General features: G+C 67.2%; 19 protein-coding genes. 7 read left to right on the forward strand and 12 right to left on the reverse strand.

Features of this window, described 5'->3' with window-relative positions; genetic code table 11:
* Positions 1 to 8: 8 nt before the first annotated feature.
* Positions 9 to 698 (reverse strand): molybdate ABC transporter permease subunit, encoded by a 690-nt coding sequence (gene modB, locus N826_RS14320; protein ID WP_044429869.1) that lies wholly within the window; start codon positions 696 to 698, stop codon positions 9 to 11.
* 1 nt (position 699) lies between these two features.
* Complete coding sequence (gene modA / locus N826_RS14325; RefSeq protein WP_044429871.1) at positions 700 to 1,518, reverse strand: molybdate ABC transporter substrate-binding protein; 819 nt, start codon at positions 1,516 to 1,518, stop codon at positions 700 to 702.
* A gap of 143 nt (positions 1,519 to 1,661) precedes the next feature.
* Between modA and N826_RS14330 the strand changes: the two genes are divergently transcribed.
* From N826_RS14330 to N826_RS14340, 3 genes are read left to right on the forward strand one after another with little or no spacing between them, the layout of a single operon-like run.
* Entirely contained in the window at positions 1,662 to 2,816 is a 1,155-nt protein-coding gene (locus N826_RS14330; protein WP_052831254.1) for a molybdopterin molybdotransferase MoeA, read from the forward strand.
* Positions 2,816 to 3,154 carry a YnfA family protein gene (locus tag N826_RS14335; protein ID WP_044429873.1) on the forward strand — a complete coding sequence of 113 codons (339 nt, stop codon included), beginning with the start codon at positions 2,816 to 2,818 and terminating at the stop codon, positions 3,152 to 3,154. Before N826_RS14330 ends, N826_RS14335 begins: the two co-directional genes overlap by 1 nt.
* Positions 3,155 to 3,175: 21 nt before the next feature.
* Positions 3,176 to 5,134, forward strand: a complete 1,959-nt coding sequence (locus tag N826_RS14340; RefSeq protein WP_044429874.1) for a molybdopterin biosynthesis protein — start codon at positions 3,176 to 3,178, stop codon at positions 5,132 to 5,134.
* 111 nt (positions 5,135 to 5,245) lie between these two features.
* Here the strand turns inward: N826_RS14340 and N826_RS14345 are convergent, their stop codons facing one another.
* The 4 genes from N826_RS14345 to N826_RS14360 are packed head-to-tail and all read right to left on the reverse strand — an operon-like array spanning position 5,246 to position 10,271.
* The gene (locus N826_RS14345) at positions 5,246 to 5,839 is read right to left on the reverse strand and encodes a pyridoxamine 5'-phosphate oxidase family protein (RefSeq protein WP_211099286.1); all 594 of its coding nucleotides are present in this window, start codon (positions 5,837 to 5,839) and stop codon (positions 5,246 to 5,248) included.
* A 58-nt stretch (positions 5,840 to 5,897) separates the two neighbouring features.
* Positions 5,898 to 6,731 (reverse strand): SWIM zinc finger family protein, encoded by an 834-nt coding sequence (locus N826_RS14350; RefSeq protein ID WP_044429876.1) that lies wholly within the window; start codon positions 6,729 to 6,731, stop codon positions 5,898 to 5,900.
* A gap of 22 nt (positions 6,732 to 6,753) precedes the next feature.
* Positions 6,754 to 9,897: a DEAD/DEAH box helicase gene (locus tag N826_RS14355; RefSeq protein ID WP_044429878.1), complete on the reverse strand. Its 3,144-nt coding sequence runs from the start codon at positions 9,895 to 9,897 to the stop codon at positions 6,754 to 6,756.
* On the reverse strand, positions 9,894 to 10,271 hold the full coding sequence (locus N826_RS14360) for a hypothetical protein (RefSeq protein ID WP_044429880.1): 378 nt from the start codon (positions 10,269 to 10,271) through the stop codon (positions 9,894 to 9,896). The genes N826_RS14355 and N826_RS14360 overlap by 4 nt, the downstream gene beginning before the upstream one ends.
* Positions 10,272 to 10,491: 220 nt before the next feature.
* Between N826_RS14360 and N826_RS14365 the strand changes: the two genes are divergently transcribed.
* Positions 10,492 to 10,740 (forward strand): hypothetical protein, encoded by a 249-nt coding sequence (locus N826_RS14365; RefSeq protein ID WP_044429882.1) that lies wholly within the window; start codon positions 10,492 to 10,494, stop codon positions 10,738 to 10,740.
* A 163-nt stretch (positions 10,741 to 10,903) separates the two neighbouring features.
* Here the strand turns inward: N826_RS14365 and selD are convergent, their stop codons facing one another.
* From selD to N826_RS14385, 4 genes are all read right to left on the reverse strand, one after another.
* Positions 10,904 to 13,039, reverse strand: a complete 2,136-nt coding sequence (gene selD / locus N826_RS14370) for a selenide, water dikinase SelD (RefSeq protein ID WP_211099287.1) — start codon at positions 13,037 to 13,039, stop codon at positions 10,904 to 10,906.
* Between the two features lie 90 nt (positions 13,040 to 13,129).
* Positions 13,130 to 13,903 (reverse strand): hypothetical protein, encoded by a 774-nt coding sequence (locus tag N826_RS40015; RefSeq protein ID WP_052831255.1) that lies wholly within the window; start codon positions 13,901 to 13,903, stop codon positions 13,130 to 13,132.
* A gap of 144 nt (positions 13,904 to 14,047) precedes the next feature.
* Complete coding sequence (locus tag N826_RS14380; RefSeq protein ID WP_044429885.1) at positions 14,048 to 14,608, reverse strand: precorrin-2 dehydrogenase/sirohydrochlorin ferrochelatase family protein; 561 nt, start codon at positions 14,606 to 14,608, stop codon at positions 14,048 to 14,050.
* Position 14,609: 1 nt separating this feature from the next.
* On the reverse strand, positions 14,610 to 16,385 hold the full coding sequence (locus N826_RS14385; protein ID WP_044429886.1) for an NADPH-dependent assimilatory sulfite reductase hemoprotein subunit: 1,776 nt from the start codon (positions 16,383 to 16,385) through the stop codon (positions 14,610 to 14,612).
* A 224-nt stretch (positions 16,386 to 16,609) separates the two neighbouring features.
* Here N826_RS14385 and N826_RS14390 point away from each other — a divergent pair, with 224 nt between their 5' ends.
* The 3 genes from N826_RS14390 to cysC are packed head-to-tail and all read left to right on the forward strand — an operon-like array spanning position 16,610 to position 20,057.
* Complete coding sequence (locus N826_RS14390; protein ID WP_044429888.1) at positions 16,610 to 17,344, forward strand: phosphoadenylyl-sulfate reductase; 735 nt, start codon at positions 16,610 to 16,612, stop codon at positions 17,342 to 17,344.
* A gap of 18 nt (positions 17,345 to 17,362) precedes the next feature.
* On the forward strand, positions 17,363 to 18,157 hold the full coding sequence (cysD, locus tag N826_RS14395; protein ID WP_044429890.1) for a sulfate adenylyltransferase subunit CysD: 795 nt from the start codon (positions 17,363 to 17,365) through the stop codon (positions 18,155 to 18,157).
* 1 nt (position 18,158) lies between these two features.
* Positions 18,159 to 20,057, forward strand: a complete 1,899-nt coding sequence (gene cysC, locus N826_RS14400) for an adenylyl-sulfate kinase (RefSeq protein WP_044429892.1) — start codon at positions 18,159 to 18,161, stop codon at positions 20,055 to 20,057.
* Here the strand turns inward: cysC and selB are convergent.
* Positions 20,054 to 21,949 carry a selenocysteine-specific translation elongation factor gene (gene selB / locus N826_RS14405; protein ID WP_044429895.1) on the reverse strand — a complete coding sequence of 632 codons (1,896 nt, stop codon included), beginning with the start codon at positions 21,947 to 21,949 and terminating at the stop codon, positions 20,054 to 20,056. The two genes, cysC and selB, sit on opposite strands and share 4 nt — an antisense overlap.
* Positions 21,946 to 23,412, reverse strand: a complete 1,467-nt coding sequence (gene selA, locus N826_RS14410) for an L-seryl-tRNA(Sec) selenium transferase (protein ID WP_084720755.1) — start codon at positions 23,410 to 23,412, stop codon at positions 21,946 to 21,948. Before selA ends, selB begins: the two co-directional genes overlap by 4 nt.
* Between the last annotated feature and the right edge of the window lie 139 nt (positions 23,413 to 23,551).

A 23,551-nucleotide genomic window follows, 5' to 3' on the forward strand; every position in this document is an offset into this window, starting at 1 on the left:
GGCATCGCTCAGGGCCTGCCCATCATCCGGCGGACCCGGCGGCCGAGCCATTCCGACAGGATCAGCGCGCTCAGCGACAGGGTAAAGGACAGCGCCACCAGCCGGGCGGCTTCCAGGTCGCCGTCCGGCGTCTGCGTCGCGGTATAGATCGCCAGCGGCAGGGTCCGGGTCTCGCCCGGAATGTTCGAGACGAAGGTGATCGTGGCGCCGAACTCGCCGAGGCTGGCGGCGAAGGCCATCACGGCGCCGGAAAGGATGCCGGGAAGCATCAGCGGCAGGGTAATGGTCAGGAACCGGTCGATCGGACCGGCGCCCAGCGTCCGCGCCGCCGCTTCCAGCCCGCTGTCGATCGCCTCGATCGCCAGCCGGATCGCCCGCACCATCAGCGGGAACGACATGACGCCGGCGGCGACCGAAGCGCCCGCCGACGTGAAGATCAGGCGGATGCCGAAGTTTTCCAGCAGCCATGACCCGATGACCCCGCGCGTTCCCAGCGTGATCAGCAGCAGATAGCCGATCACGACGGGTGGCAGCACCAGCGGCAGGTGGATGATGCCGTCGAACAGCGATTTTCCCCAGAACTCGGCACGGGCCAGGATGAGCGCCGCCACGATGGCGAGCGGCAGCACGGTCAGGGTGCTCCAGCTCGCCACCCACAGGCTCAGGCTGACCGCCTCGATTTCCAGGGGAGTCAGCACGTCAGCCCCGGGGAGCGGGGGCTGCGGAGAAGCCGTACTTCCGGAACACGTCGAAGGCGGCCGGCGACTTCACGAAGTCCAGGAACGCCTGGGCGTCCGGAGCCTTGCTGGTTGCCGTGCGTGCGATCGGGTAGATGATCGCCGGGTGGCTATCCGCCGGGAAGGTCCCGATGACCGCAACACCCTTGTCCACCTTGGCGTCCGTCTCGTAGACGATGCCCATCAGCGCCTCGCCGCGCGACACGAAAGTCAGCGCCGAGCGGACGCTTTCGGCCCGGACCAGCTTCGGCTCGACCTCCTCCCAGATGCCGAGATGCGTGAGCGCTGCCTTGGCGTATTTGCCGACCGGAACGCTGTTGGGCTCGCCGGTCGCCAGACGGCTGTTGCCGATCCGCTGGAGCAGGGGGAAATTGCCCTTCTCGACGGTGATTGGGCTGGCATCGGCCTTGGGTGCGATCAGGACGAGCCTGTTACCGACGAGGTTGGACCGGCTTTCCGGTTTGATCAGGTCGCGCTTGGCCAGATAGTCCATCCAGTCGAGATCGGCTGAGATGAAGATGTCGGCGGGAGCCTGCTGCTCGATCTGTTTGGCAAGGGCGGAACTGGCGGCAAAGGACAGGGCGACCTTCTTCCCCGTGTTCCGTTCATAGAGCTTGGCGACTTCTTCCAGGCTGTCCTTCATGCTGGCGGCGGCCAGCACCAGGGTATTGTCCGAGGCACGCGCCTGGGGCGAGATCCCGATCAGAAGACCGAGGGCTGTGGCTGCAAGCGCCGCTTTGCCAAAGAGCCGGCGGTTCAGGAGACCTGTAGAAACTCTCATGTCCAGTGCCCTCTCCATGAAGCTGTATCGAGCCATATACAACGAAAAATTCGATATTTGCAAATTCCTTTCCCGCTTCACCCCTGTACGATAGGGGCATGATGCCGTCCTCTGCCACTCCCCATGAACTTTCCAGCATTCGCATGCGTGGATTCGCCGCGCGTGCCAGCCTCGACGAGACCTGGGCGTGGATCGATACCCGCATCCAACCTCTTGCTTCCGAAACGGTCGAGCCGTTTGCGGCGGTCGGCCGCATCACGGCAGGCGACATTGTCGCTACCGGCGATCTTCCCGTCTTGGACAGAGCCGCGCGGGACGGTTACGCGCTCAGGGCCGCCGACAGTGTCGGCGCCTCCGACTACAACCCGATCCCGCTCGGCCTTATGGAGGCGTTGTCGCCCGTTTCCGCTGGCGATGCGGTGCCGGAGGGTGCCGACGCCGTCGTCGCGGTCGAACATACCCGTTGCGATACCGGAACGGTCGAGCTGGTCGCGGCAGTCGCCGAGGGCGAGGGGATCGAGCGTCGGGGGGACGATATCGCTGCCGGAACGATCCCGCTGCCGGTTCGCCGGCTGGTGCGTCCGGCGGATGCCGCTCTCCTGACGGCGCTCGGAGTGGCCGATATTCCGGTCGTTCGGCGCCCTGTCGTAAGGTTGGTGGCAGTCGGCAGCGAGTTGGAGCCGTCCACCGATCTCGACACGCCAATGCTGGCGGCGCTGGTCGCGCGCGACGGCGGGATCGCGGAGCGTCACCCGCCGCTGCCCGACGACGCTGCTGCGATCCGGGAATTCCTCGCCCGGCCCGGCGCCGACCTGGTCATCCTCTGCGGCGGTAGCGGTCTCGGGACCAATGACCTCACCGCTGAGGCCCTGGCGGGCGCCGGAACGCTGGCGATCCACGGGATCGCGCTACGGCCCGCCGACAGCATTTCCTTAGGCGACGCCGCCGGTGTCCCCGTCGCGGTCCTGCCCGGCAGCCCCGCCGCCTGCCTGAGTGCCTATGAGACCGTTGCGGGCCGGGCGGTGCGCCGGCTGGCGGGTGGTTCCCCGGACTTTCCCTTCGTCTGCCGCGCGCTTACGACCGCCCGCAAGATCGTCTCCCCCGGCGGGTGGGCGGACTTCTGCCGCGTCCGGATCACCGCCGATGGCCGGGTCGAGCCGCTCGGCTCCGGCGGCAACGCCAGCCTGTCGTCGGTCGTCCGGGCCGACGGCTTCGTCCTTGTCCCGGCGGAGCAGGAAGGCTTCCCGGCGGGAAGCGCCGTTCCGGTCCACCTATTTGCTCCTTCCTGGAAGGACTGATGGGGACCATGGGTGGGGCGTTGCTGTTATACGTCGTGGCGGCGCTGGCCGAGATCGCGGGTTGCTTCTCGTTCTGGGCCTGGGCTCGGTTGGGCAAGTCGGCTTTATGGCTGGGGCCGGGTATGCTCAGTCTGGCGGCGTTCGCCTGGGTGCTGACCCGGATCGACGCCGAGTTCGCCGGCCGCGCCTATGCCGCCTATGGTGGCGTTTACATCGCGGCTTCGCTCGGCTGGCTGTGGGCGGTGGAGGGGGCGCGTCCCGACCGTTGGGACTTGGCCGGAACCGTTCTATGTCTGACGGGCGCCGCGGTGATCCTGCTGGGACCGCGAAGCGCATGAGGAAAATTTCCGAGGTGACCGATGTCTGAACCCGACCTGAGAGAGAAGCTGCGCGCCGCAGCCCGGCAGGAGCAGTTCCTGGAAGTGGTCGGCAGGGACGAGGCTACAGCTCGTTTCCACGGCCACCTGAAGCTCGAACCGGTCGGGACGGAAAATGTCTCGCTGGCGGAGTCGCTGGGCCGCGTGATCGCCCGCGATGTCGTCGCTGCCGTGGATGTACCCGGCTTCGACCGCTCCGGCGTCGACGGCTTCGCGGTGCGCTCCGCCGACACTATAGGCGCGTTGGAGGAACGGCCCCGCGTCCTGACGCTCAACGCCGAGGTGCTGACGCCCGGACGTGCCCCCGAGGTGACGGTCGAGCCCGGCACCGCCACCCTGATCGCGACCGGCGGCATGGTCCCGCGCGGTGCCGACGCCGTGGTGATGGTCGAGCACACCGACGTCATCGACGACGCGGGCGCGGCAGTCCGGGTCGAGTTCCACCGCGCGGCAGCACCCGGCCAGTTCATCGCCTATGCCGCCAGCGACATCGCGCGCGGCGAAACCGTGCTGCGCGCCGGTCACCTCGTCACCTCGCGCGAGATCGGCGTGCTCGCCGCCGTCGGCATCGACGCGGTCGAGGTCTGCCGCCGTCCGCGCGTGGCCGTCCTGTCCACCGGCGACGAGATCGTGGCGCCCGGCAGTCCGCTGCCGCCCGGCAAGGTCTATGACAGCAACGGCGCCATCGTCGCGGCTGCCGTCCGGGAACTGGGTGGGGAGCCGGTCGAACTCGGCATCCGGCCCGACGACGAAGCAGCCTTGATCGCCGCCGTGGCCGAAGGCCTCGCCTGCGACATGGTGATCCTGTCGGGCGGCACGTCAAAGGGAGCCGGCGACCTGTGCTACCGCGTCATCAGCCGCTTCAGCGATCCCGGCATCGTCGTCCATGGCGTGGCGTTGAAGCCGGGCAAGCCGCTGTGCCTCGCTGTGACGGGGGGTAAGCCGCTGGTCGTGCTGCCGGGTTTCCCGACCTCCGCGATCTTCACCTTCCATGAGTTCGTTGCCCCGGTCATCCGCGCCTTCGCCGGATTGCCGCCCGAGCGGCGGGAGGCGATCCCGGCCACCCTGCCGATCCGCCTGACCTCCGAGCGCGGCCGGACCGAGTATTCCATGGTGTCGCTGGTCCGCACGGATGAGGGCTTGGCAGCCTATCCGCTCGCCAAGGGATCGGGATCGGTCACCGCCTTCAGCCACGCCGACGGCTTCGTCGCCATCCCGCAACACCAGGAAAGCGTCGAGGCCGGCACGGCTGTTTCCGTCCAGACGATAGGGCGCGGGGTCGAGCCGGCCGATCTTGTCGCGATCGGCAGCCACTGCGTCGGCCTCGACCATCTGCTGGGCGAGATGCAGCGGCGCGGACAGTCCGTCAAGGTGCTGAACGTCGGCAGCATGGGCGGCCTGACCGCCGCCAAGCGCGGCGAATGCGACCTTGCTCCCGTCCACCTGATGGACCCTGCGACTGGTCGATACAACGAACCCTTCCTGGCCCCCGGGCTGTCGCTGATCCCCGGTTACCGGCGGCTGCAAGGGATAGTTTTCCGCAAGGGCGATCCGCGCTTCGAAGGTCTCGACGGCGGCCAAGCGCTGGCCGCCGTCGCCGGCCTTCCCGACTGCCTGATGATCAACCGCAATCCCGGCAGCGGCACCCGCATCCTGACCGACCGCCTGCTCGGCGGCGCCAAGCCCCCCGGCTACCAGGGCCAAGCCAAGTCCCACAACGCCGTAGCGGCTGCCGTGGCGCAGGGCCGTGCCGACTGGGGTGTGGCGATCTCGACCGTGGCCGCCGACTACGGCCTGGGCTTCCTGCCGCTCCAGCCCGAGCACTACGACTTCATCATTCCCACCAGCCGCCTCGACCGCCCGCCCGTCCGCGCCTTCATCGACCTGCTCGCGGAGCCGGAGACGGGGCGCTGGCTGGAGGAAAGGGGCTTCAGCGTCTGAGGGTGCCCGACATCCGCCATGAGCGTTTTTGAGGCCGATGATCGATTCTTGAAGATTTTCGGGGAACCGTGAAGATTTTCATGGCTTCACAGCTCTCCGTAAACCCTTTCGCTAGGCCGGATCAGCTTCCGCCGGCTCCTCGCTGAACAGGCCGGTCGGCAGGCCGTCCATGCTGCGGGCGTTCTTTTCCAGCCGGTAGGCGGCCAGACCCTCTTCGCCCTTCGCCTCGGCCCAGCGGTCGAGGTTGTGGCGTTCGCCGTGGTAGTCGAACAGGGGGACGCCGAAGCCGCAGGAGGTCTGGACCAGATCGACGTCCAGCAGCACGATCTGGCGGGCTCCCAGCGGTTCCTCCCCGAAGGCATCGGTCAGCAGGGCCTTGTACTCGCCGGTGTCGCGGTGAAGCACCCGCCCCTGGCCGTAGAGGCGGAGGATCAGCGGCGCTCCTTCGAAGGCGCAGAACATAATCGTCAGCCGCCCGTCGGCCAGCAGATGCGCCGCCGTTTCGTTGCTGCTCCCCGTGCGGTCCAGGTATGCGACGGCGTTGTCCCCGATCACGCGGAAGGCGTTGGTCGGCTTGGGCGACAGGTTGACGCGGGCTCCCTCCGCCGCCGACGCGGTGAAGAAGACGTATTGCCGCGCGATGAAATCCCGATGCGTGTCGGTGATGTGGGGGAACTGCTTCGCCATGGTGCTGGCCGCTCTCATTATAGGTTTCACGCGAAAACTATAATGGAGCGTCATTCCATACAAGCTTCGGCCCCTGCTATCCCTCCACAAGCTTTCTGCCGCTGGCGGCTGCCTTGCCGACCGTGGCGTTCACCGTGTCCAGGAAGTCCGCCTCCCCGCGCCAGAACGGCAGGGGACCCAGCGTCGCGGCCAGCACCGTCGGCGCGTCGGGCAGAGATGCGGCGCCGTAGAGGTCGGTGGGGACGGGGCGGCCCTGCCAGAAGGCTGTTGCATCCACCTTCAAGGGTTGGGACGGGACCGGCGGCGCCTCGATCGCGGCGGCCTTCGCCATGCCGCCGAGCAGGCCCACGAACTCGTCGCGCGACTTGCCGCGCAGGCGGAACAGCAGGAAGGGATCGTTGTCGAAGCTTTCGGCCAGCAGATAGTAGACGGCGGCGACGTGCTTGCACGGATTCGACCAGTCGGGGCAGGAACACTCCGTCGTCAGGTCGCCCAGCCTTGCCGGGAACAGCGGCACGCCCGCCGACTTGAAAGTGCCTTCCAGGGTTTCCGGCATCTCGCCGGAAATCAGGCGGGCGGCGCTCCAGGTGTCGTCAGACACCGCCTTGCCGACTTTTTCCCACTGTCCGCTGGTCAGTGGCTTTATCTCGATCGTCACGGTGTAGGGACGTGGTCTTGATCCCTGGACCTTGGCGTGGACCAGCCCCGGATCGATCTTCAGGTCGAGCACCTGCCCCTTGCGGGCATAGGTCCGGCCCCGGGTGAGCCGTTCGCCGATGTTGAAGGATTCCAGCACCTCGATCCAGCGCCGGCCCCACCAGCTTTCGGCGAAGGCGCCGCGCTTGTTTCGGGCCTTGATGCCGCCCTTCGCCTCGCGCGGGCGGGTCGGCCCCCATTCGTACCAGGACATGACGGTGTGCCCTCCCTCAGCCTCAACCGACCGCTTCGCGGCTCAAGGATAGCAGGTCGCGAAGCTGCGACGTGTTCAACTCCGTCAGCCAGTCTTCGCCGGCGCCGACGATGGCTTCGGCGACGCTCTTCTTGGCCTCGATCATCTCGTCGATCTTGTCCTCCAGCGTGCCGGCGCAGATGAACTTATGGACCTGCACCTGTTTGGTCTGGCCGATGCGGAAGGCCCGGTCGGTCGCCTGGTTCTCGACGGCGGTGTTCCACCAGCGGTCATAGTGGAAGACATGGTTGGCCGCTGTCAGCGTCAGACCGGTACCGCCCGCCTTCAGCGACAGCAGGAAGATCGGCGGGCCGTCCGCGCCATCCGCGCCATCGTTCTGGAAGCGCTCGACCATCCGGTCGCGCTTGGCCTTCGGCACGCCGCCGTGGAGGAAGATCACCTCCCGGCCGAAGTTCTCCTGGAGGTGACGCTGGATCATGTCGCCCATTTCCGTGAACTGGGTGAAGACCAGCGCCTTCTCTCCCACCGCCAGCACTTCCTCCAGCATTTCGGTCAGCCGGGCGAGCTTGCCGGAGCGGCCGTCGATCGCGGTATTGTCGCCCAGGAACTGGGCCGGGTGGTTGCAGATCTGCTTCAGCTTCGCCAGCGTCGCCAGCACCATGCCCCGGCGCTGGATGCCGTCGGCCTGTTCCAGCGCGTTCAACTGTTCCTCGACCACGGCGGCGTAGAGCGATGCCTGCTCCTTGGTCAGGGTGCAGAACACCTTCATCTCTAGCTTCTCGGGCAGGTCGTCGATGATCGACTTGTCCGTCTTCAACCGGCGCAGGACGAAGGGGCCGGTCAGGCTCTTCAGCCGGTTGATGGCATCCCCGTCGCGTCTCGTCTGGATGGGCACGAAGAAGTTGCGCTTGAAGGCGGTCTGGGTGCCTAGGAAGCCGGGGTTCAGGAACTCCATCAGCGACCACAGGTCGCCCACGTTGTTTTCGACCGGCGTGCCGGTCAGCGCCACCCTGTAGCCGGATTTCATCGCGCGGGCGGCCTTGGCCTGCCGGGTTTCCGGGTTCTTGATGTTCTGCGCCTCGTCCAGGACGACGCCGGTCCACGGCACCGACTTCAGCGCCTCCGCGTCGCGCTGGAGCAGGGAATAGCTGGTGACGACAAGGTCGTGGCGGCGGCATTCCCGGCTAAGCTCGGTGGCGGTCTTGGTCCGGGCGGCGCCATGGTGGATCATGACCTTGAGCCTGGGCGTGAAGCGCGCCGCTTCCCGCTGCCAATTTCCGACGACCGAGGTCGGGCAGACCAGCAGCACGGTGGGCTTGGACGATGCCGTCTCGCGGTCGTGCTGGATCAGGGCCAGCGTCTGGATCGTCTTTCCCAGGCCCATGTCGTCGGCAAGACAGGCGCCCAGTTCCCAGCGCCGCAGGAAGGACAGCCAGGAATAACCCCGGCCCTGATAGGGCCGCAGGATGGCTTCCAGCCCCTTGGGTGGAGGCAGGTCGTCGATCGGCTCCCGGCCGGTCAGCCGGCCCAGCAACTCGTCGATCCAGCCTTCGGCGGCGATGCCCTCGATATCGCTGTCGCCGCCACCGCCCAGCGCCATGCGCACCAGATCGCGGACGGTGGCCTGTTCACCCCGCCGTTTCAGGCGAGCGGCAGCCTCCTTGATCTCGGCGGCGTCCAGCAGCACCCATTGCCCACGCACCCGGACCAGCGGAGTCTTCAGCCGGGCCAGTGCCATCAGGTCCTGGCCCGACAGCGTCTGGTCGCCCAGCGCCACTTCCCAGTCGAACTTGACCAGTTCGTCCAGCGACAGGCCGCTGCCGCCCTGCATCTTCGATGCCCGGACCTTGGCGCGGGCGCTGATCCGGGTCTTGGTCCCCTTCGCCGTCCACCACGACGGCAGCAGCACGCCGAAGCCCGCCTGTTCCAGCCCGGCGGCGTATTTCGTCAGGAAATCGACGGCGCCGGTGGCGTCCGTCTCGAACCCTTCGGGAATGCCGCGTTTCAGGCTGGCCTCGACCGGCGGGCACAGCCGGCTGGCTTGGGCGAACGACAGCAGCAGGAACTCCTTCAGGTCCGCCTTACCGCCGGTCAGCCGAGCCAGCTCGCTGCCGCCGCCGTCGCACAGGTCGGCGGCCGGGACCAGCAGGCTGGGATCGTCGTGGGGTTGAAGCAGGAAGCGCACCATCCACGGGCCGGTCGGGTTCACGACGGCCCTGGCGTTCTCGCCGTCCTCATCGTCTTCCTGGCCGCTATCCTTGCCGTCGCCGGAATCGGTGAGGACCAGCGGTTCCTCCAGCCGGAAGCACAGCCGGACCGGACTTCCCGCCGTCACGGCGACCGGACGGCGCCACTGCCCGATCCGCTGCGCGAACTCGCGGATCTCGTACCCGTCGGCTTTCAACGCGGCGTCGCCACCCGTCAGCGCCGCCAGCCAGCGGTCGTCCAGCGTCGCCCTGGACGGTTTCGGCAGCGCTTCCGGCTCTCGCCGGATCAGCCCATCGGCCATCAGGGCGACGAACTCCGCCAGCACCGCAGCCGGTCCCGTGTCCGGCGCCGCCGCAATCGTTCCGACCGAACGCGCCGCGTCCGGCATGGCATGCGCCAGCCGGGCCAGCGCCTGCGCGTCGCGCCCCAGGAAAGCGGGCCGCCATCTGGCGAAGGCGCTATCGTCGGCATTCATGACCAGATCGGGCAGCACCGCCCCGCGTGCCACGATGGCCCCGGCAAAGCGGAGCGCCATCGTCCAGTAGACCAGATCGGCGGCGGCGAACAGGCCGGGGGCGAAGGTGCGATCGGGCGGGCACTCGGTCAGCAACTTGACGATGTCGTCAGTTTCCAGGCCCAGCACCGTGGTCTCCCAGGCGCGGAGGGTGACATCGCCCGGCTGTTCCGGCGGTTCCTCGACCAGCGGGCTGGAAGCGACCGGCCTTTCCGCCGTGGATGGCAGCCACAGAGTCGCGCGGTTGACGTCGGCCGCGAGGTCCATCAGCCCCGCGATTTCGTCCAGCGCTTCGGCGCCGATGTCGAACGGGCTGGACAGCGCCCTCGGCTGCCGAGGTTTACGTCCGCGCGGCGGAGGAAGCGGCACGGCGGAATCCCGCGCCGTCTCGCCCCACAGCCACAGCCGGCCGGCATCGAATGCCGCATGGAAGAAGACGCTCATATCCCTCGTTTGCCCAGGACCAGTTCCTCGATCCGCCCGATCTCCTCGATAAGGTCGTAGTAACGGTTCGTCCAGGCTTCGTCGCCCTTCTTACAGCCTTGCTCGTTGACCTCGCAGGTATGGGCGGTGCAGATCGGACGCAGGTGCGGGGCTACGGTGCAGCCGGCCGGTCCCATGAAGGGCAATGTTGGGTGCCAGCCCGGCTCCAGCCTGACGCCCCAGTGCTCACGCGCGAAGTCGCCGGCAAGATCGCAGTACATCGGCGCGCAGCAGGACAAAGGCTTGGCGCAGCGGCTGCCGGCGCATTCCGGTTCGGTATGGGCGCCAAGGTCGGCGTACAAGGCGATCAGGCGCCGTCTCAGATCATCGGCCATGGCAAGTCGGGTACGGGGATGGGTCGGCCAATGGTGCGGTTTCCGCCGGACGGAATCAATAGCGGGTCATCCGATCGATCGGATCTCTCCCGTATTTGCGGTGAGTGCCCTTTCAGGCAACCCATCGAACCCCAATCTGTTAATATGTTAACTATGGGCTGATGAGTCCGCGCGTCATCAGCGGTCTGCGTTTTCGTCCTCGTCGAGACAAGGAAGAGCAATGAAATCCTATAAAAGTCAGGTTGGATCAACGAACGATCTCAACTCTCTGATCGACGAGTATATCGCCAAGGGCAACAAGGTGACCCAGTGCCCACCCGGCCCGTCGGAAGAAGTGGTTTACAAGAACCAGTATCGCCGCCGTCCGAAGAAGGCCGAAGCCAAGCCCGAGGAAGCGACACAGGAAGCGGGCGACCAGGAAGCGAATAGCCAGAAGGTCGCCGAAACCACAGAGGCCGCTTCGGAGTAATGAAGCCGTCCGACAGCCCCGGCGGATACCATTCCCGCCGGGCGGTGTCGGGGCAAGCTCCCGGTGGACTGGCTCTCATGGACGAGAACCGGCTGAAACGTCGGTAAGTTCCGGCCGCCCTCTAATCTCCGTCGCATCGCTGCCAAACTGCACTTACCAAGATTTATCGCCCCAGCCTTATCGCCGGCGCGATGCCGGTCATGGGCTCGACGATCCCGATCACGGTCGCCCGGACATACCCCGCCGCCATCAGGGCGTCGATGCAGGCGTCAGCCGCGGCCTCCGGAACTCCGGCCAGCAATCCGCCCGCCGTCTGAGGGTCGTACAGAAGCTCCGGGGCTTCTCCGGCGAGGCCACCCGCTTCGGCATTGCCGGAATGCAGGGTGCTACGAAATCCGGTCTCCAGCATTTCCGATGCACCGTCCAAAGCAGGCACCGTGTCCGGGTCGATCCGGACATCGACATCGGATGCCTGCGCCATCTCCGCCAGATGACCGATCAGGCCGAAGCCGGTGACATCGGTGCAGGCGGTGGCGCCGTGATCGCCGAGACAGCGCGCGGCCTGTCCCGAAGACTGTTCCATCGACGCCAGCGCCGCCACGATCCAGCGCGCCTTAGCCTCGCCTCTCATCGCGGCGGCAAGGAGCACGCCCGTCCCCAGCGGTTTGGTCAGGATCAGCCGGTCGCCGGGCTTCAAGCCTCCCTTGCGCAGGATGCGGCCGGGTGCCACCGATCCGGTGATCGTGAATCCCAGGGCGTGCTCCGGCCCTTCGGCGCTGTGGCCGCCGACCAGCCGGGCTCCCGCCTGCTCCAGGACGTCCAGGCCGCCGCGCAGCATTTGGTATAGATCGTCCTCGACGATTTCGGCACCGGCGGGAGGAACGCAGGCGATGGCGAGCGCCGTTCGCGGCTCCGCCCCCATCGCGTGGATATCGCCCAGCGCGTGGTTGGCCGCGATGCGGCCGAACAGGTATGGATCGCTGGTGAAGGCACGGAAGAAATCGACGGTCTGCACCATCAGTCCGCCGTCGTCGGGAGGGCTCAGCACCGCCGCGTCGTCGCCGGCGTCCAGCCCTTCCGGAGCCAGCCTTTCCAGCACGCGGCGGAGCAGGCGCGACGGCACCTTGGCGCCGCAGCCGGCGCAACGCATGTCCATGGCGGCCGCCGCCCTGCCGGACGGCATGGCTGGCACGTTCTGGAACTTGTCCATGAACCGGCGGTCGATCCAGTCCTTCAGCCGCCAGACCCAGCGCCCCTCCGCCGAAAGCCGGCCGCGCGAGGCGACGGCATGCTTGTCGCCGGTCGTGATCAGCTTCAGGAACTTCGTCTGCGGCTCGAAGGGCTGCAAGGCTTCTCCCGCCAGCGCGCGGCGCAGGTTGGCGGTCAGCGGCGGTCCCTGCCGCACGGCGAACACGCCGGCCTTCTCGCGCGGGTAGGGCAGCACCGCGGCGACGTCGCCGACCGCGAATATCCGGGGGTCGTTGACCGAGCGCAGCGTCGCGTCGACCGCGACGAAGCCCTTGTCGTCCAGTCGGAGACCGGTTTCCCGCAGCCACGGCGCCGCCCCGGCCTGGACGGCCCACAGCGCCTCGTCGAAGCGGATGCGCCGTCCGCCGGTACAGAGCAGCGCTTCCGGCTCGACCTTGACGACTTCGGCATCCTCGTGGACGGCGACGCCATGTTCCCGCACGACGCGCCGGAAGGCTGCACGTACCCGGTCGGTGTGCCCGGACAGCATTTGGCCACGGGTCGCCAGGGCTACGCGCGGCCGGAACCGGGCGGTCCTGAACCGGTGGTCGATCGATAGCGCCAGTTCGACCCCCGCGGCACCGCCGCCGACCACGACGAGATCGAGCGGCCCGTCCGCCGCCGAAACCCGCTCCACCAAGGCGGCCCAGCGTCCGGCCAGCCTGTCCACCGGCTTGACCGGCGTCGCGTGCTCGGCCGCACCCGGTACGTCATGCGCCCTGGGCGTCGATCCGATGTCGAGCGACAGCAGGTCGTAGCGGATGGGAGGGCGGCCGCGCAGATGGACCGTCCGCGCCGTCCGGTCGATCCCGACCGCTTCCGCATGGATCAGCCGGGCGCCGGCGAAGCCGGCCAGTTTCATCACGTCGATGTGGCAGGCATCGTGATCGTAGTGCCCGGCGATGAAGCCGGGCAGCATGCCGGAATAAGGCGTCTCGACATCCCGCGCCACCAGCGTCAGCCGCATGCCGGGGACCGGCTTCATGCCGAAGTTTTTCAGCACCTGAACATGGGAATGGCCACCACCGACCAGTACCAGTTCCCTCGTCACCGGCTCCACCTGTCGCAATTCGTCACTCCGGCATCGGCAATCGGGGGGGCGTCCGACCAGCTCGGCAGTCCGGGCGACCCCCCGACAGGCTTAGCTAGCTGGACGGCCGCAGTATTCCAGGGTCGTGAAGCGCCCGGAGATCGTGTACGGCGCGCCGGGCTTCAGGATGAACTCGCTGACGCCCTTCGGCTTGTGCGGGTTCGCGGTATCGCTGGCCGGAGCCCAGTCGTAGGTGTATCCCAGCCGTGTCCAGGGCGCACCCGAAACGCTGTAGGACTTGGCGAAGTTGCCGGTGAACCACGCCCTGTAATCGTCGACGTCGCTCGCGGCATCCACTTCACAGCGGTTGTCGTCCACCTCGCGGTCGGGGCAGGGGCGCATCATGTCCTTGGGCGATACCCACATCTCGACGAAGCGGGCGTTCTTGCCGGTCGGCGGCAGTCCGATGAGCTGAAGCAGGCGGTTGGTGATCGCGGCGTTGTCGCGGGTGCCCAATGCGCGGCAGAAGTCGCGCACCTGCGGGACGGCCGTCACCCACATCATCGTGCCCCAGGTCGGCGGCGCCGATTTGTCGGCCGGCAGGTCCTCCGGCTGAGAATAGTAGCGCTGGAACGCATCTTCCGACATCCAGGACACCACCTTGACCCGTGCATCCGGGCTGTCGTTTTCCCAGCGCAATGCCGGATTGTCGCGCCGGATCGGAACCAGACGATCGTCGATCTTGGCCGGAGTCGGCACCGCCGCGTCGGAGATCGCCTCGATGAACCGCTTCTGGGGATCGGCCCCGTCGGGAGAAGCGGCCGACGCCGTGCCGGCGAAGACGAACAACCCAGCGGCCAGCACCGCGCGAAGAACTTTGCCCATACCCATATGCCTTGCCTGAATGGATATCGGCCGGCACGGGATCGGGCCGGCCCGGCGCCGTCCGCTCTACTCGACGGACGTGCCGGACCCTTGCCTACAGCTTAGACGTATATAAAAGGTATAAGAACTACGCTAAAAGGCATATCAGCGCAGCCAGCCGCGCTCCTCGATCATTTCGACGGTGCGGCGGACGACGGTTTCCATATCGGCGCCCTCGGCCCGCCATCCGTCGCGGGCCCGCGACAGCTCGTCCAGGTGGTCTTCCCAGTCCGGCTGGAACAGGTCTTCCAGGTAGCGGCGGAGCCGCTGGGCAAGGCCGGGGCTGCGGCCGCCGGTCGAGATCGACAGCAGCAGGTCGCCGCGCCGGACCTGCGACGGCGTGTGGAAGTCGCAGAGCGGCTTGACGTCCTCGACATTGACCAGCCGCCCCAGCGCCCGGCAGCGTGCCGCCATCCCGGCGGCGACGCCGGGCTCGATATCGACGATGTAGATCACCTGGAAAGCCGCCAGATCCTCGTCGGTCGGCAGGCGGCGGATCAGCCGCTCGCCCGCCAATGCCGCCAGCGCCGTATCGTCGCTTTCCGAAAAGACGGTCAGCCGCCGCGCCCCGGCCTGGATGAACTGCGTCAGCCGCTTCGTCGCCAGCGGGCCTGAGCCGACCAGCGCCACCGGAACGATCTCCAGGTCGAGGACGATGGGAAACACGTCAGATAGCCTCCACCAGCTTGCGTTCCGCCTTGCCCGGGATAGCGGCTCCGGCATCTTTCGACACCAGCGCCGTCACCCGGTCCAGCCCGAGACGATACAGGAAATCGCCGAAGCCTTCCCCGCTATTCCGGGTCCTGGCGAACTCCGCGAAAAGCGGGGCCAGTGTCTCCGCGACGTCGTTCTCAGGAACACGGTCGAGCAGTCTCCAGTTCAACCGCGTCCCTTCGAAATCGCCGCCGACATAGAGCGCGAAATACCCCGGCATGCGGCCGACCAGTCCGATATCGCCGGCATAGGGCCGGGCGCAGCCATTCGGGCAGCCGGTTATGCGGATGCTCAGGCGTTCCTGCGCCAAGCCATAGCGTGCCATCACCTCGGCGATGGCGTCGATCATGGGTGTGCGGATACGCTCCGCCTCCGTCAGCGCCAGACCGCAGGTCGGCAATGCCGGGCATGCCATCGACCAGCGATGGACCGGCAGCAGGTCCGATGCGAGCTTGACGCCGTGGCCGCGCAGGGCCGCTTCGATCGCTTCGCGGTCGCCGTCGGCGATATCCGCCAGGATCAGGTCCTGCGTCGGCATCAAGATCAGCGCCGGTTCGAACGATCTTACGACCTCGCGCAGGCCCGTGCGCAACGTCACCGGTCCGGCATCCTGGATGCGCCCGCTGGGAACCGGCAGGCCGAGATACCAGCGGCCGTCGCCCTGGGGATGCCAGCCCAGATGGTCGACCACCTTGAACGGAGGCATCGGACGCGGATCCTCCAGCGGATGGCCGAGTTCCCGCTCCATCTCGCCCTTGAACCAGTCGAGACCGCGCTCGTCGATGGTGTATTTTAGACGGGCATGGCGCCGGTTCGTCCGGTCGCCGTAGTCGCGCTGGACGGCCACGACGGCTTCCACCGCCGGGATCAGGTCATCCGGCTCGACGAAGGCGATGAAGCTCGCCAGCCTGGGGTATGTCGCCGGCTTGTTGTGCGTCATGCCGAGACCGCCACCGACCGCGAAGTTGTAGCCGGTCAGCCGGTCGCCGTCGAACAGCGCCACGATGCCGAGGTCGTTGGTCAGCACGTCGACCGAATTGTCGTCCGGCGTGGCCAAGCCGATCTTGAACTTGCGGGGCAGATACGTGGAGCCGTAGAGCGGCTCGGACTCGGGCTCACCGTCATCGAGCCTCTCCCCGTCCAGCCAGATTTCGTGATATGCCTGGGTATGCGGCAGCAGGCGGTCCGATATGCGTTTCGCGTCGGCCGCCAGCCGTTCGTTGACCGGGCCGCGCACGGGGGCAGGCTGGGCCGTGACGTTGCGGACCACGTCGCCGCAGGCACCCAGCGTCGTGATCATGGTCCGGTTGATCTCGGCTATGGCGGCTTTCAGGTCGTCCTTGATGACTCCGTGGAACTGGATCGCCTGCCGGGTCGTGATGCGCAGCGTATTATTCGCGCGGCGGCCGGCAAGATCATCCAGATCAAGGTATTGACGCGCAGTCAGACGTCCCGCCGGAATCCGGGCGCGGACCATGAATTCCCATTTCTTCTCCGCCTTCTGTTGCTTCAGCTCGGTCGCGGAGTCGCGATCGTATCCCTGATAAGTCCCATGGAATTTAAGAAGATTGTATTCATCTTCACTGAACTTTATGGAATTGCTGTTCAAGGTCTGCCGAATGCTGCCTCGAAGCAGCACGCTAGCCTGCTTGACGCCTTCGACTTGCGACGGTTTGGCGGGTTGTGCCGTCGGTTTGGCAGTTGGGGGAAGGCTGGAATTCTCTGACATGGCAAAGCCGCTTGTTCACTGGAATAGACAGGGGAGTAGACAGGTCGTTCTGCGGTTCGTGTTATAAAGTGAGCTCTTCCGCAGAATTCAACACACTTTTCATGTGTGAAAATCTGCATTGACTCAGTGTCGCATGTTAAACGCATTGCATAATCACGGGGGGATCGCTAGATTGCAATTGCGAGATGAGAAGACTCGCAACTGTTTTTGGATCGAACCGAGCCATGATCGAACTGGCGGAAACTCAGAAAGCAACGGACTTTTCGGCCCTTCAGGCCCGCTATGACGGGCTTTCCGGCAGCGATCTCCTGCGTCCGATGATCGAGCTGGAGTTTCACAGGAAAATCGCGTTGGTTTCTTCGTTCGGGACCGAGGCAGCCGTCCTGCTGGCCCTCGCGGCGGAGATCGATCCCGGCATTCCGGTCATCTTCCTGGACACCGGCAAGCTGTTCGGGGAAACGTTGCGCTATCGCGACACCCTGATCAAGAAGCTCGGGCTGACGGATGTCCGCACGGTCGAACCCGATCCGGTCGAGTTGAAGGCCGCGGACCCGGAAGGCTTGCTGTGGCAATCCCGGCCCGACGCCTGTTGCCATGTCCGGAAGACGATCCCGCTGGAGCGGGCGCTCAAGGGGTTCGACGCCTGGATCACGGGACGCAAGCGCTTCCAGGCTTCCACCCGCGCCGCCCTGTCCGGCGTCGAGTTGGATGTGGACGGCAAGGTCAAGGTCAACCCGCTGGCGTCCTGGCCTCGCGACCGGATCGAGGCGGAGTTCGAGAAGCGCGGGCTGCCGCGCCATCCTTTGGAGGCCGACGGCTTCCTGTCGATCGGGTGCATGCCCTGCACCGACCGGGTCGCCCCCGGACAGGATCCCCGGTCCGGCCGTTGGGCCGGGCTCAACAAGACCGAGTGCGGCATCCACATGTCCGCCGCGTCACGCAACTCGTCACCTATTTGATACGGTGGAATTTCTGAAATGACCGATCTCGACCAACTGGAAAGCCAGAGCGTCTATATCCTGCGCGAGGCGTTCAACAAGATCGACCGTCTCGCTCTCCTGTGGTCGATCGGCAAGGACAGCAACGTCCTCCTGTGGCTGGTGCGCAAGGCGTTCTTCGGCAAGGTGCCGTTCCCGGTCGTGCAACTCGACACCGGGATGGAACTGCCGGAGGTCTACGAGTTCCGCGACGTGACGGCGCGCGACTGGGACCTGGACCTGGTGATCGAGCAGTGCCCGCCGGAAAGCGAGATGGACCCGACCCTGCCGCCGGCCACCCGCGCCGCCGCCCGCAAGACCGAAGGCCTGAAGGCGCTCCTGAAGCGCGAGCAATACCAGGGCATCTTCGTCGGCATCCGCCGCGACGAGCAGGCTACCCGCGCCAAGGAGCGGGTGTTCAGCCCGCGCGCGCTGGACGGCGTGTGGGACTTCAAGGACCAGCCGGCCGAGTTCTGGGACCACTACAAGACCCGGTTCGCCGAAGGGACCCATGTGCGCATCCATCCCCTGCTGCACTGGACCGAACTGGACATCTGGCGCTATTCCAAGCGCGAGGGCATTCCGATCGTACCGCTGTACTTCGCTCGCGACGGCAAGCGGTACCGCTCGCTCGGCGAGAAGAACATCACATTTCCGGTGGATAGCAGCGCCGCCAATATCGACGAGATCATTTCCGAACTGGAGATAACCCGGACGCCCGAGCGGGCCGGCCGGTCCATGGACAACGAGACCGAAGACGCCTTCGAGCGTCTGCGCAGCTCCGGGTATATGTAAGATGACCACTCCCGTATCCGAAATCCCCGCGTCGATGCGCCGTCAGGCCCGCATCGTCATCGTCGGCCACGTCGATCACGGCAAATCCACCCTGATCGGCCGCCTGCTCAACGACACCCAGAGCCTGCCCGACGGCAAGGTCGAGGCGGTCCGCGAGATGAGCCGCCGGCGCGGCATGCCGTTCGAGTGGTCCTTCGTGATGGACGCGCTCCAGGCGGAGCGCGATCAGGGCATCACCATCGACACGACGCAGATCCATTTCCGCACCAAACAGCGGCCCTATGTGATCATCGACGCGCCCGGCCACACCGAGTTCCTCAAGAACATGGTGACTGGCGCGTCCAGCGCCGACGCGGCCCTGCTGGTGATCGACGCCGGTGAAGGAGCGCTCGAGCAGTCGCGCCGCCACGCCTATCTGCTGCACCTTCTCGGCGTCAAGCAGGTCGCCGTGATCGTCAACAAGATGGACATGGTCGAGTTCTCGCAGGACCGCTTCGACGACGTCTCCGCCGAGATCCGCGCCTACCTGAACGAGATCGGCGTCGCCCCCGGCGTCATCGTCCCGATCTCCGCCCGCCACGGCGACAACGTGGTGACCCGCTCCGAAAACCTGCCCTGGTTCAAGGGTCCGACCCTGGTCGAGGCGCTGGACGCCTTCAAGCCGGTCGCATCCGAGGACGAGTTGCCGCTGCGCCTGCCGATCCAGGACGTCTACAAGCCGGACGAGCGCCGCATCCTGGCTGGTCGGATCGAAACGGGGCGTCTCCGCGTCGGCGACACGCTGCACTTCTCGCCGATCAACCGGACCGCGAAGATCGTCAGCATCGAGGCGTGGAACCGCGAGACCGCAATCACCGCGACCGCCGGCCAATCGATCGGCATCACGCTCGACCAGCGCATCTTCGTCGAGCGCGGCCATGTCGCCAGCCTCGTCAGCCAGCGTCCGATCGAGTCGCACCGGCTGACCGTCCGCCTGTTCTGGCTGGCGTCCAACCCGCTGACCGCCGGCAAGACCTATACCCTGAAGCTCGCCACGGCTGAGCATCGCGTCAGCGTCGAGAAGATCATCGAAGTCCTGAACATCGACGACCTGACCGCCGGCAGCGCCGACAAGGTCAGCCGCAACGAGATCGCCGACGTCGTGCTGCACAGCCGCAGCCTCGTGGCGGTCGATCTGGCGATCGACCTGCCGCGCACCGGTCGCGGCGTCCTGCTGGACGGCAACGACGTCGTCGGCGGCTTCGTCGTGACCCAGGCCGACGCGGTCGATGCCCGCAACCTCCAGCGGGTCGAGCATGCCGTCACCCCGACCGAACGGTCGCGCGCCAACGGCCACCACGGCGCCGTACTTTGGCTGACCGGGCTGTCCGGGGCCGGCAAGTCGACCATCGCGATGGGGCTGGAGCGCACCCTGTTCGAGCGCGGCCGGCAGGTCTATGTCCTGGATGGCGACGGCGTCCGCCAGGGCCTCAACGGCGATCTCGGTTTCTCTCCCGAAGACCGGGCGGAGAATATCCGTCGGGTCGCCGAGACGGCCCGCCTGTTCGCCGAGGCCGGCATGATCGTGGTCACCGCCCTGATCTCGCCGACCCGCGAGGACCGTGCCCGCGCCCGCGAGATCGGCGGCGCGTTCTTCCGCGAAATTCATGTCGCGGCCGATCTGGAGACCTGCGAGTCGCGCGATCCCAAAGGCCTCTACCGCCGCGCCCGCGTCGGCGAGATCCCGGATTTCACCGGCGTCTCCGCTCCCTACGAGGCTCCGGAAGCGGCCGAGTTGGTGATCGACACCGGTGCCCTCGCCATCGACGAAGCGGTCGCCGAACTGGTCGCTTTCGCCGAAGCCACCACCGCCCTGAAGCATCCGCGTGATGCGACGGACGGGCCGGGCGACGGTATCTAGGAGCCCGGCGTCCTCTCGGCAGCCTCCGATATCACCCGCCGGTCGTCCAGCCGGCGGGTGAATCGTATGGCGTCCAGGTGCTCGAGCAGCGGGATGCTGTATTTTCGGGATATCCCCAGCAGCTTGCCGAGATCGCCGACGAGGAAGCCGCCGTTCCGATCCGCCAGATGGGTCTTCATGATCCGTTGCGCTTTGACCAGCGCGTCGCGATGGAACAGGATATCGCGCTTTTGGACCCGGTCGGTGGCTCGGACCAGCACGCCGGTCCGGGTCAGGTACAGGATCGCCTGAAAGCGCTCCCGGTCGTTTCCGACGACGGCGGAAGCGTCGGGCGGCATCAGCCCGCCGCTCAGGAACTCCCGTTCGACCGCAGCGATCAGTCGGCGAGAGCGCTCTGGCAGGAGAGCGGCCGGGTCGAAGTCGCGATGCCGCAACCTTCCCTGCTCGTTCCGCAACTCGCCGCGTTCGACCAGTACCGCCGCCATGGCGCCGGCGTTCCTGCCCAGCCGGTCCCGCGGCAGCCCGGGTTCCGCCGGATGGTCGCGGTGATGCTTCTCCACCAGCGCCAGCACCTCGCATTCCAGCGTGCGGCCCGCCGTTCCGTCGAGCACGGTTCCGTCCGGCAGCAGGATCGCACCGGCATCCTTGAAGTATCTGTGCAACCGGTGCGGCGATACCGCCAGCAGCCGCGCCAGGTCGGCCTCGGCGCATCCGGTCGTGCCGGCGGCGCGCAGGCGGTCGGCCAGTGTTTCCGCAGGTGGCGCCTCCGCCAGGACGCGCAGTCCCGCCAGCGTCCGTCCGTCGTGCCGGCGGTGGCGCCGCGACACTGGATCCAGGATGCGGCCGCCGCCGACTGTAGCCGGCGGTGACGGTGTCCGGATGATGAAGGGCTCACCGGCAGGCACGGCTATGGAAGACTCCGTGAAGAGCTGGACCAGGGCGCTCGTCCCCGGTTCCAGTCGGTCGCGGTCGAGCAGCCTGAGCCGTGCCGAGGTCTCGACCGTTCCGGTCAGCAGCCGGACCACCGCGCCGCTCCGAAGCTCCTTCGAAGCCGTTGCCAATACCGTCAGTTCGGCGTCGAGCCAGCGTGAGCCGGTCAGCAGTCCGGGCGACGCCAGCGCCGTCCCGCGTGGAACATCGGATTGATCGACCCCGCGCAGGTTGACGGCGGTTCGCCGTCCGGGCGGCGCCGTCTCTACCGGACGGCCATGGATCTGGAGGCTTCTGACGCGGGCCTTCCTGCCGCCGGGCGTCAGTTCCACTTCGTCGCCGACGCTCAGGGCGCCGCGCCTCAGCGTCCCGGTCACCACGGTCCCGAAGCCGGGCACGGCGAAGACCCTGTCGGTCGGCAGCCAGAAGACGCCGGAATCGCCTGGCTCTGCCGAACCCTCCGGCAAGTCTCCGAGCAGCCGGCGCAGTTCGTCCAGCCCCTCTCCCGTCACCGCCGAGGTCCGCACCGCCGTCACTTCGGCAATCCCGGCGTCCCGGGCGAGACCGGCAGCGGCTTCTCCGGCGGCGACGGCCTCCTCGACCGGGACGAGGTCGCATTTGGTGACCGCGACGATGCCGCGCCGGACGCCGATCAGTCCGGCGATGCCGACGTGCTCGACCGTCTGCGGCTGGATGCCTTCCCGGGCATCCACAACCAGCAGGACGGCGCCGATCCCGGTAGCGCCCGAGATCATCGTGCGGACAAACCGCTCATGGCCCGGCATGTCGATCAGGTCGATCTCGCCCCCGGCGGTCACCAAGTGCGAAAACCCCAGCACGATCGAGATCCCGCGCCGCTTCTCCTCCGCCAGCCTGTCGGTGTCGATGCCGGTCAGCGCCCTGACCAGCGCCGTCTTGCCGTGGTCGACATGGCCGATCACCCCTACCAGAGCGCTCCTCATTCCGTTACGGACTCCACAAGCACGGTCCCGACCGCACCGGCAACGGCTGGCAAGTCGCGGTCATCGAGCGTCCGCGCATCGAGCGTCAGCCGCCCGCCGGCGATGCGCCCGACGACCGCCGGCCGGTGAAGCCGCAGCCGCCGCGCCAGTTCCGCCGTACCCAGGCCGTTCGCCCTGATCGCCACGATCCGGGTCGGCAGGGTTGTTTCGGGCAGGGAGCCGCCGCCGGAATAACTGTTGCCGTCGGCGGTATCCACCTCCAGTCCGCCGATCCCGCGAAGACGCGCCGCCAGATCCTCCGCCCGCCGCTCCAGTACGGGCATCGGCGCCGCCAGCATGGCGAGCACCGGCACCGCTGCGACCAGCCGGGCGGGGTCGCGGTAGAGCTTCAGCGTCGCCTCGAGCGCCGCCAGCGACAGCTTGTCGATCCTCACGGCGCGCAGCAGCGGGTGGGCTTTCAGGATTCCGATCAGGTCCTTCCGGCCGACGACGATGCCCGCCTGCGGCCCGCCCAGCAGCTTGTCGCCGCTGAACATGACCAGATCGGCGCCGGCGGCGACACTCTCGCGCACGGTCGGCTCATGGGGCAGGCCGATGGTCCTGAGGTCGAGCAGGGTGCCGCTGCCGAGGTCTTCCATCAGCACCAGTCCCCGAGCCCGGGCGAGCGCCGCGAGTTCGGTCATGGCCGGGGCGCTGGTGAAGCCGACGATACGGTAATTGCTCTGATGAACCTTCACGATGGCGCGGGTATCGGACGTGACCGCGGCCTCGTAGTCGGATGCCCTGGTCTTGTTCGTGGTTCCGACCTCCACCAGCCGGGCGCCGCCTTGCCGGATCACGTCGGGCACGCGGAACGATCCGCCGATTTCCACCAGTTCTGACCGCGACACCAGCGCTTCGCCGCCCTGGGCGATGGCGCTGACCGCCAGCAGCACGGCGGCGGCGTTGTTGTTGACGACCAGGGAGGCTTCGGCTCCCGTCAGCTCGTGCAGCAGCCCGGTCACGGCCACGTAGCGCGAGCCGCGCTCGCCGCTTTCCAGGTCGAACTCGAGGTTCGAGTAGGCGGATGCCGCCTCCGCCACGGCGGCGACGGCGTCCTCCGCCAGGGGAGCGCGCCCGAGATTGGTGTGGATGACGATGCCGGTCCCGTTGATCACGCGCCGCAGGTGCCGGTGCCGGCTGGGTTCCAGCGCGCCCCGCGCCGCGGCGATCAGCGTGCCGTTCAGCGATTCGGGGGAAACCGCGTCGCCGCCGATATCCCCCGCCAGCAACGCCCGCCGCACTGCGTCCAGCGCGTCCCGGAGCGCTCCGACCACGGCTTGACGCGGGAACAGGACGGTAAGCTCCCGCGCCGCTTCGGTTTCCATCAGCTTCTGGACCTGGGGCAGGGCGCGCAGCAGTGCCGGGTCCGCGATCGGGGCGGGCGGCGGCCGGGCAGGGGAAGGGGGCGCTGCAAGGGTCATGGAGTGCCATGTGGAAGGAGACGCCCCGAAGCGTACCCCCTCCAATCGATCTACCTCCGGTGACGACCCATCGAGATCGAAGCGGAGATCGAGGCAGTTACGTGCTTCAAGATACCGAAGCGGTCAGTAGCATGCCGCC

This window comes from Skermanella aerolata KACC 11604 (genome assembly GCF_000936425.1).
Classification (GTDB): Bacteria; Pseudomonadota; Alphaproteobacteria; order Azospirillales; family Azospirillaceae; genus Skermanella; species Skermanella aerolata.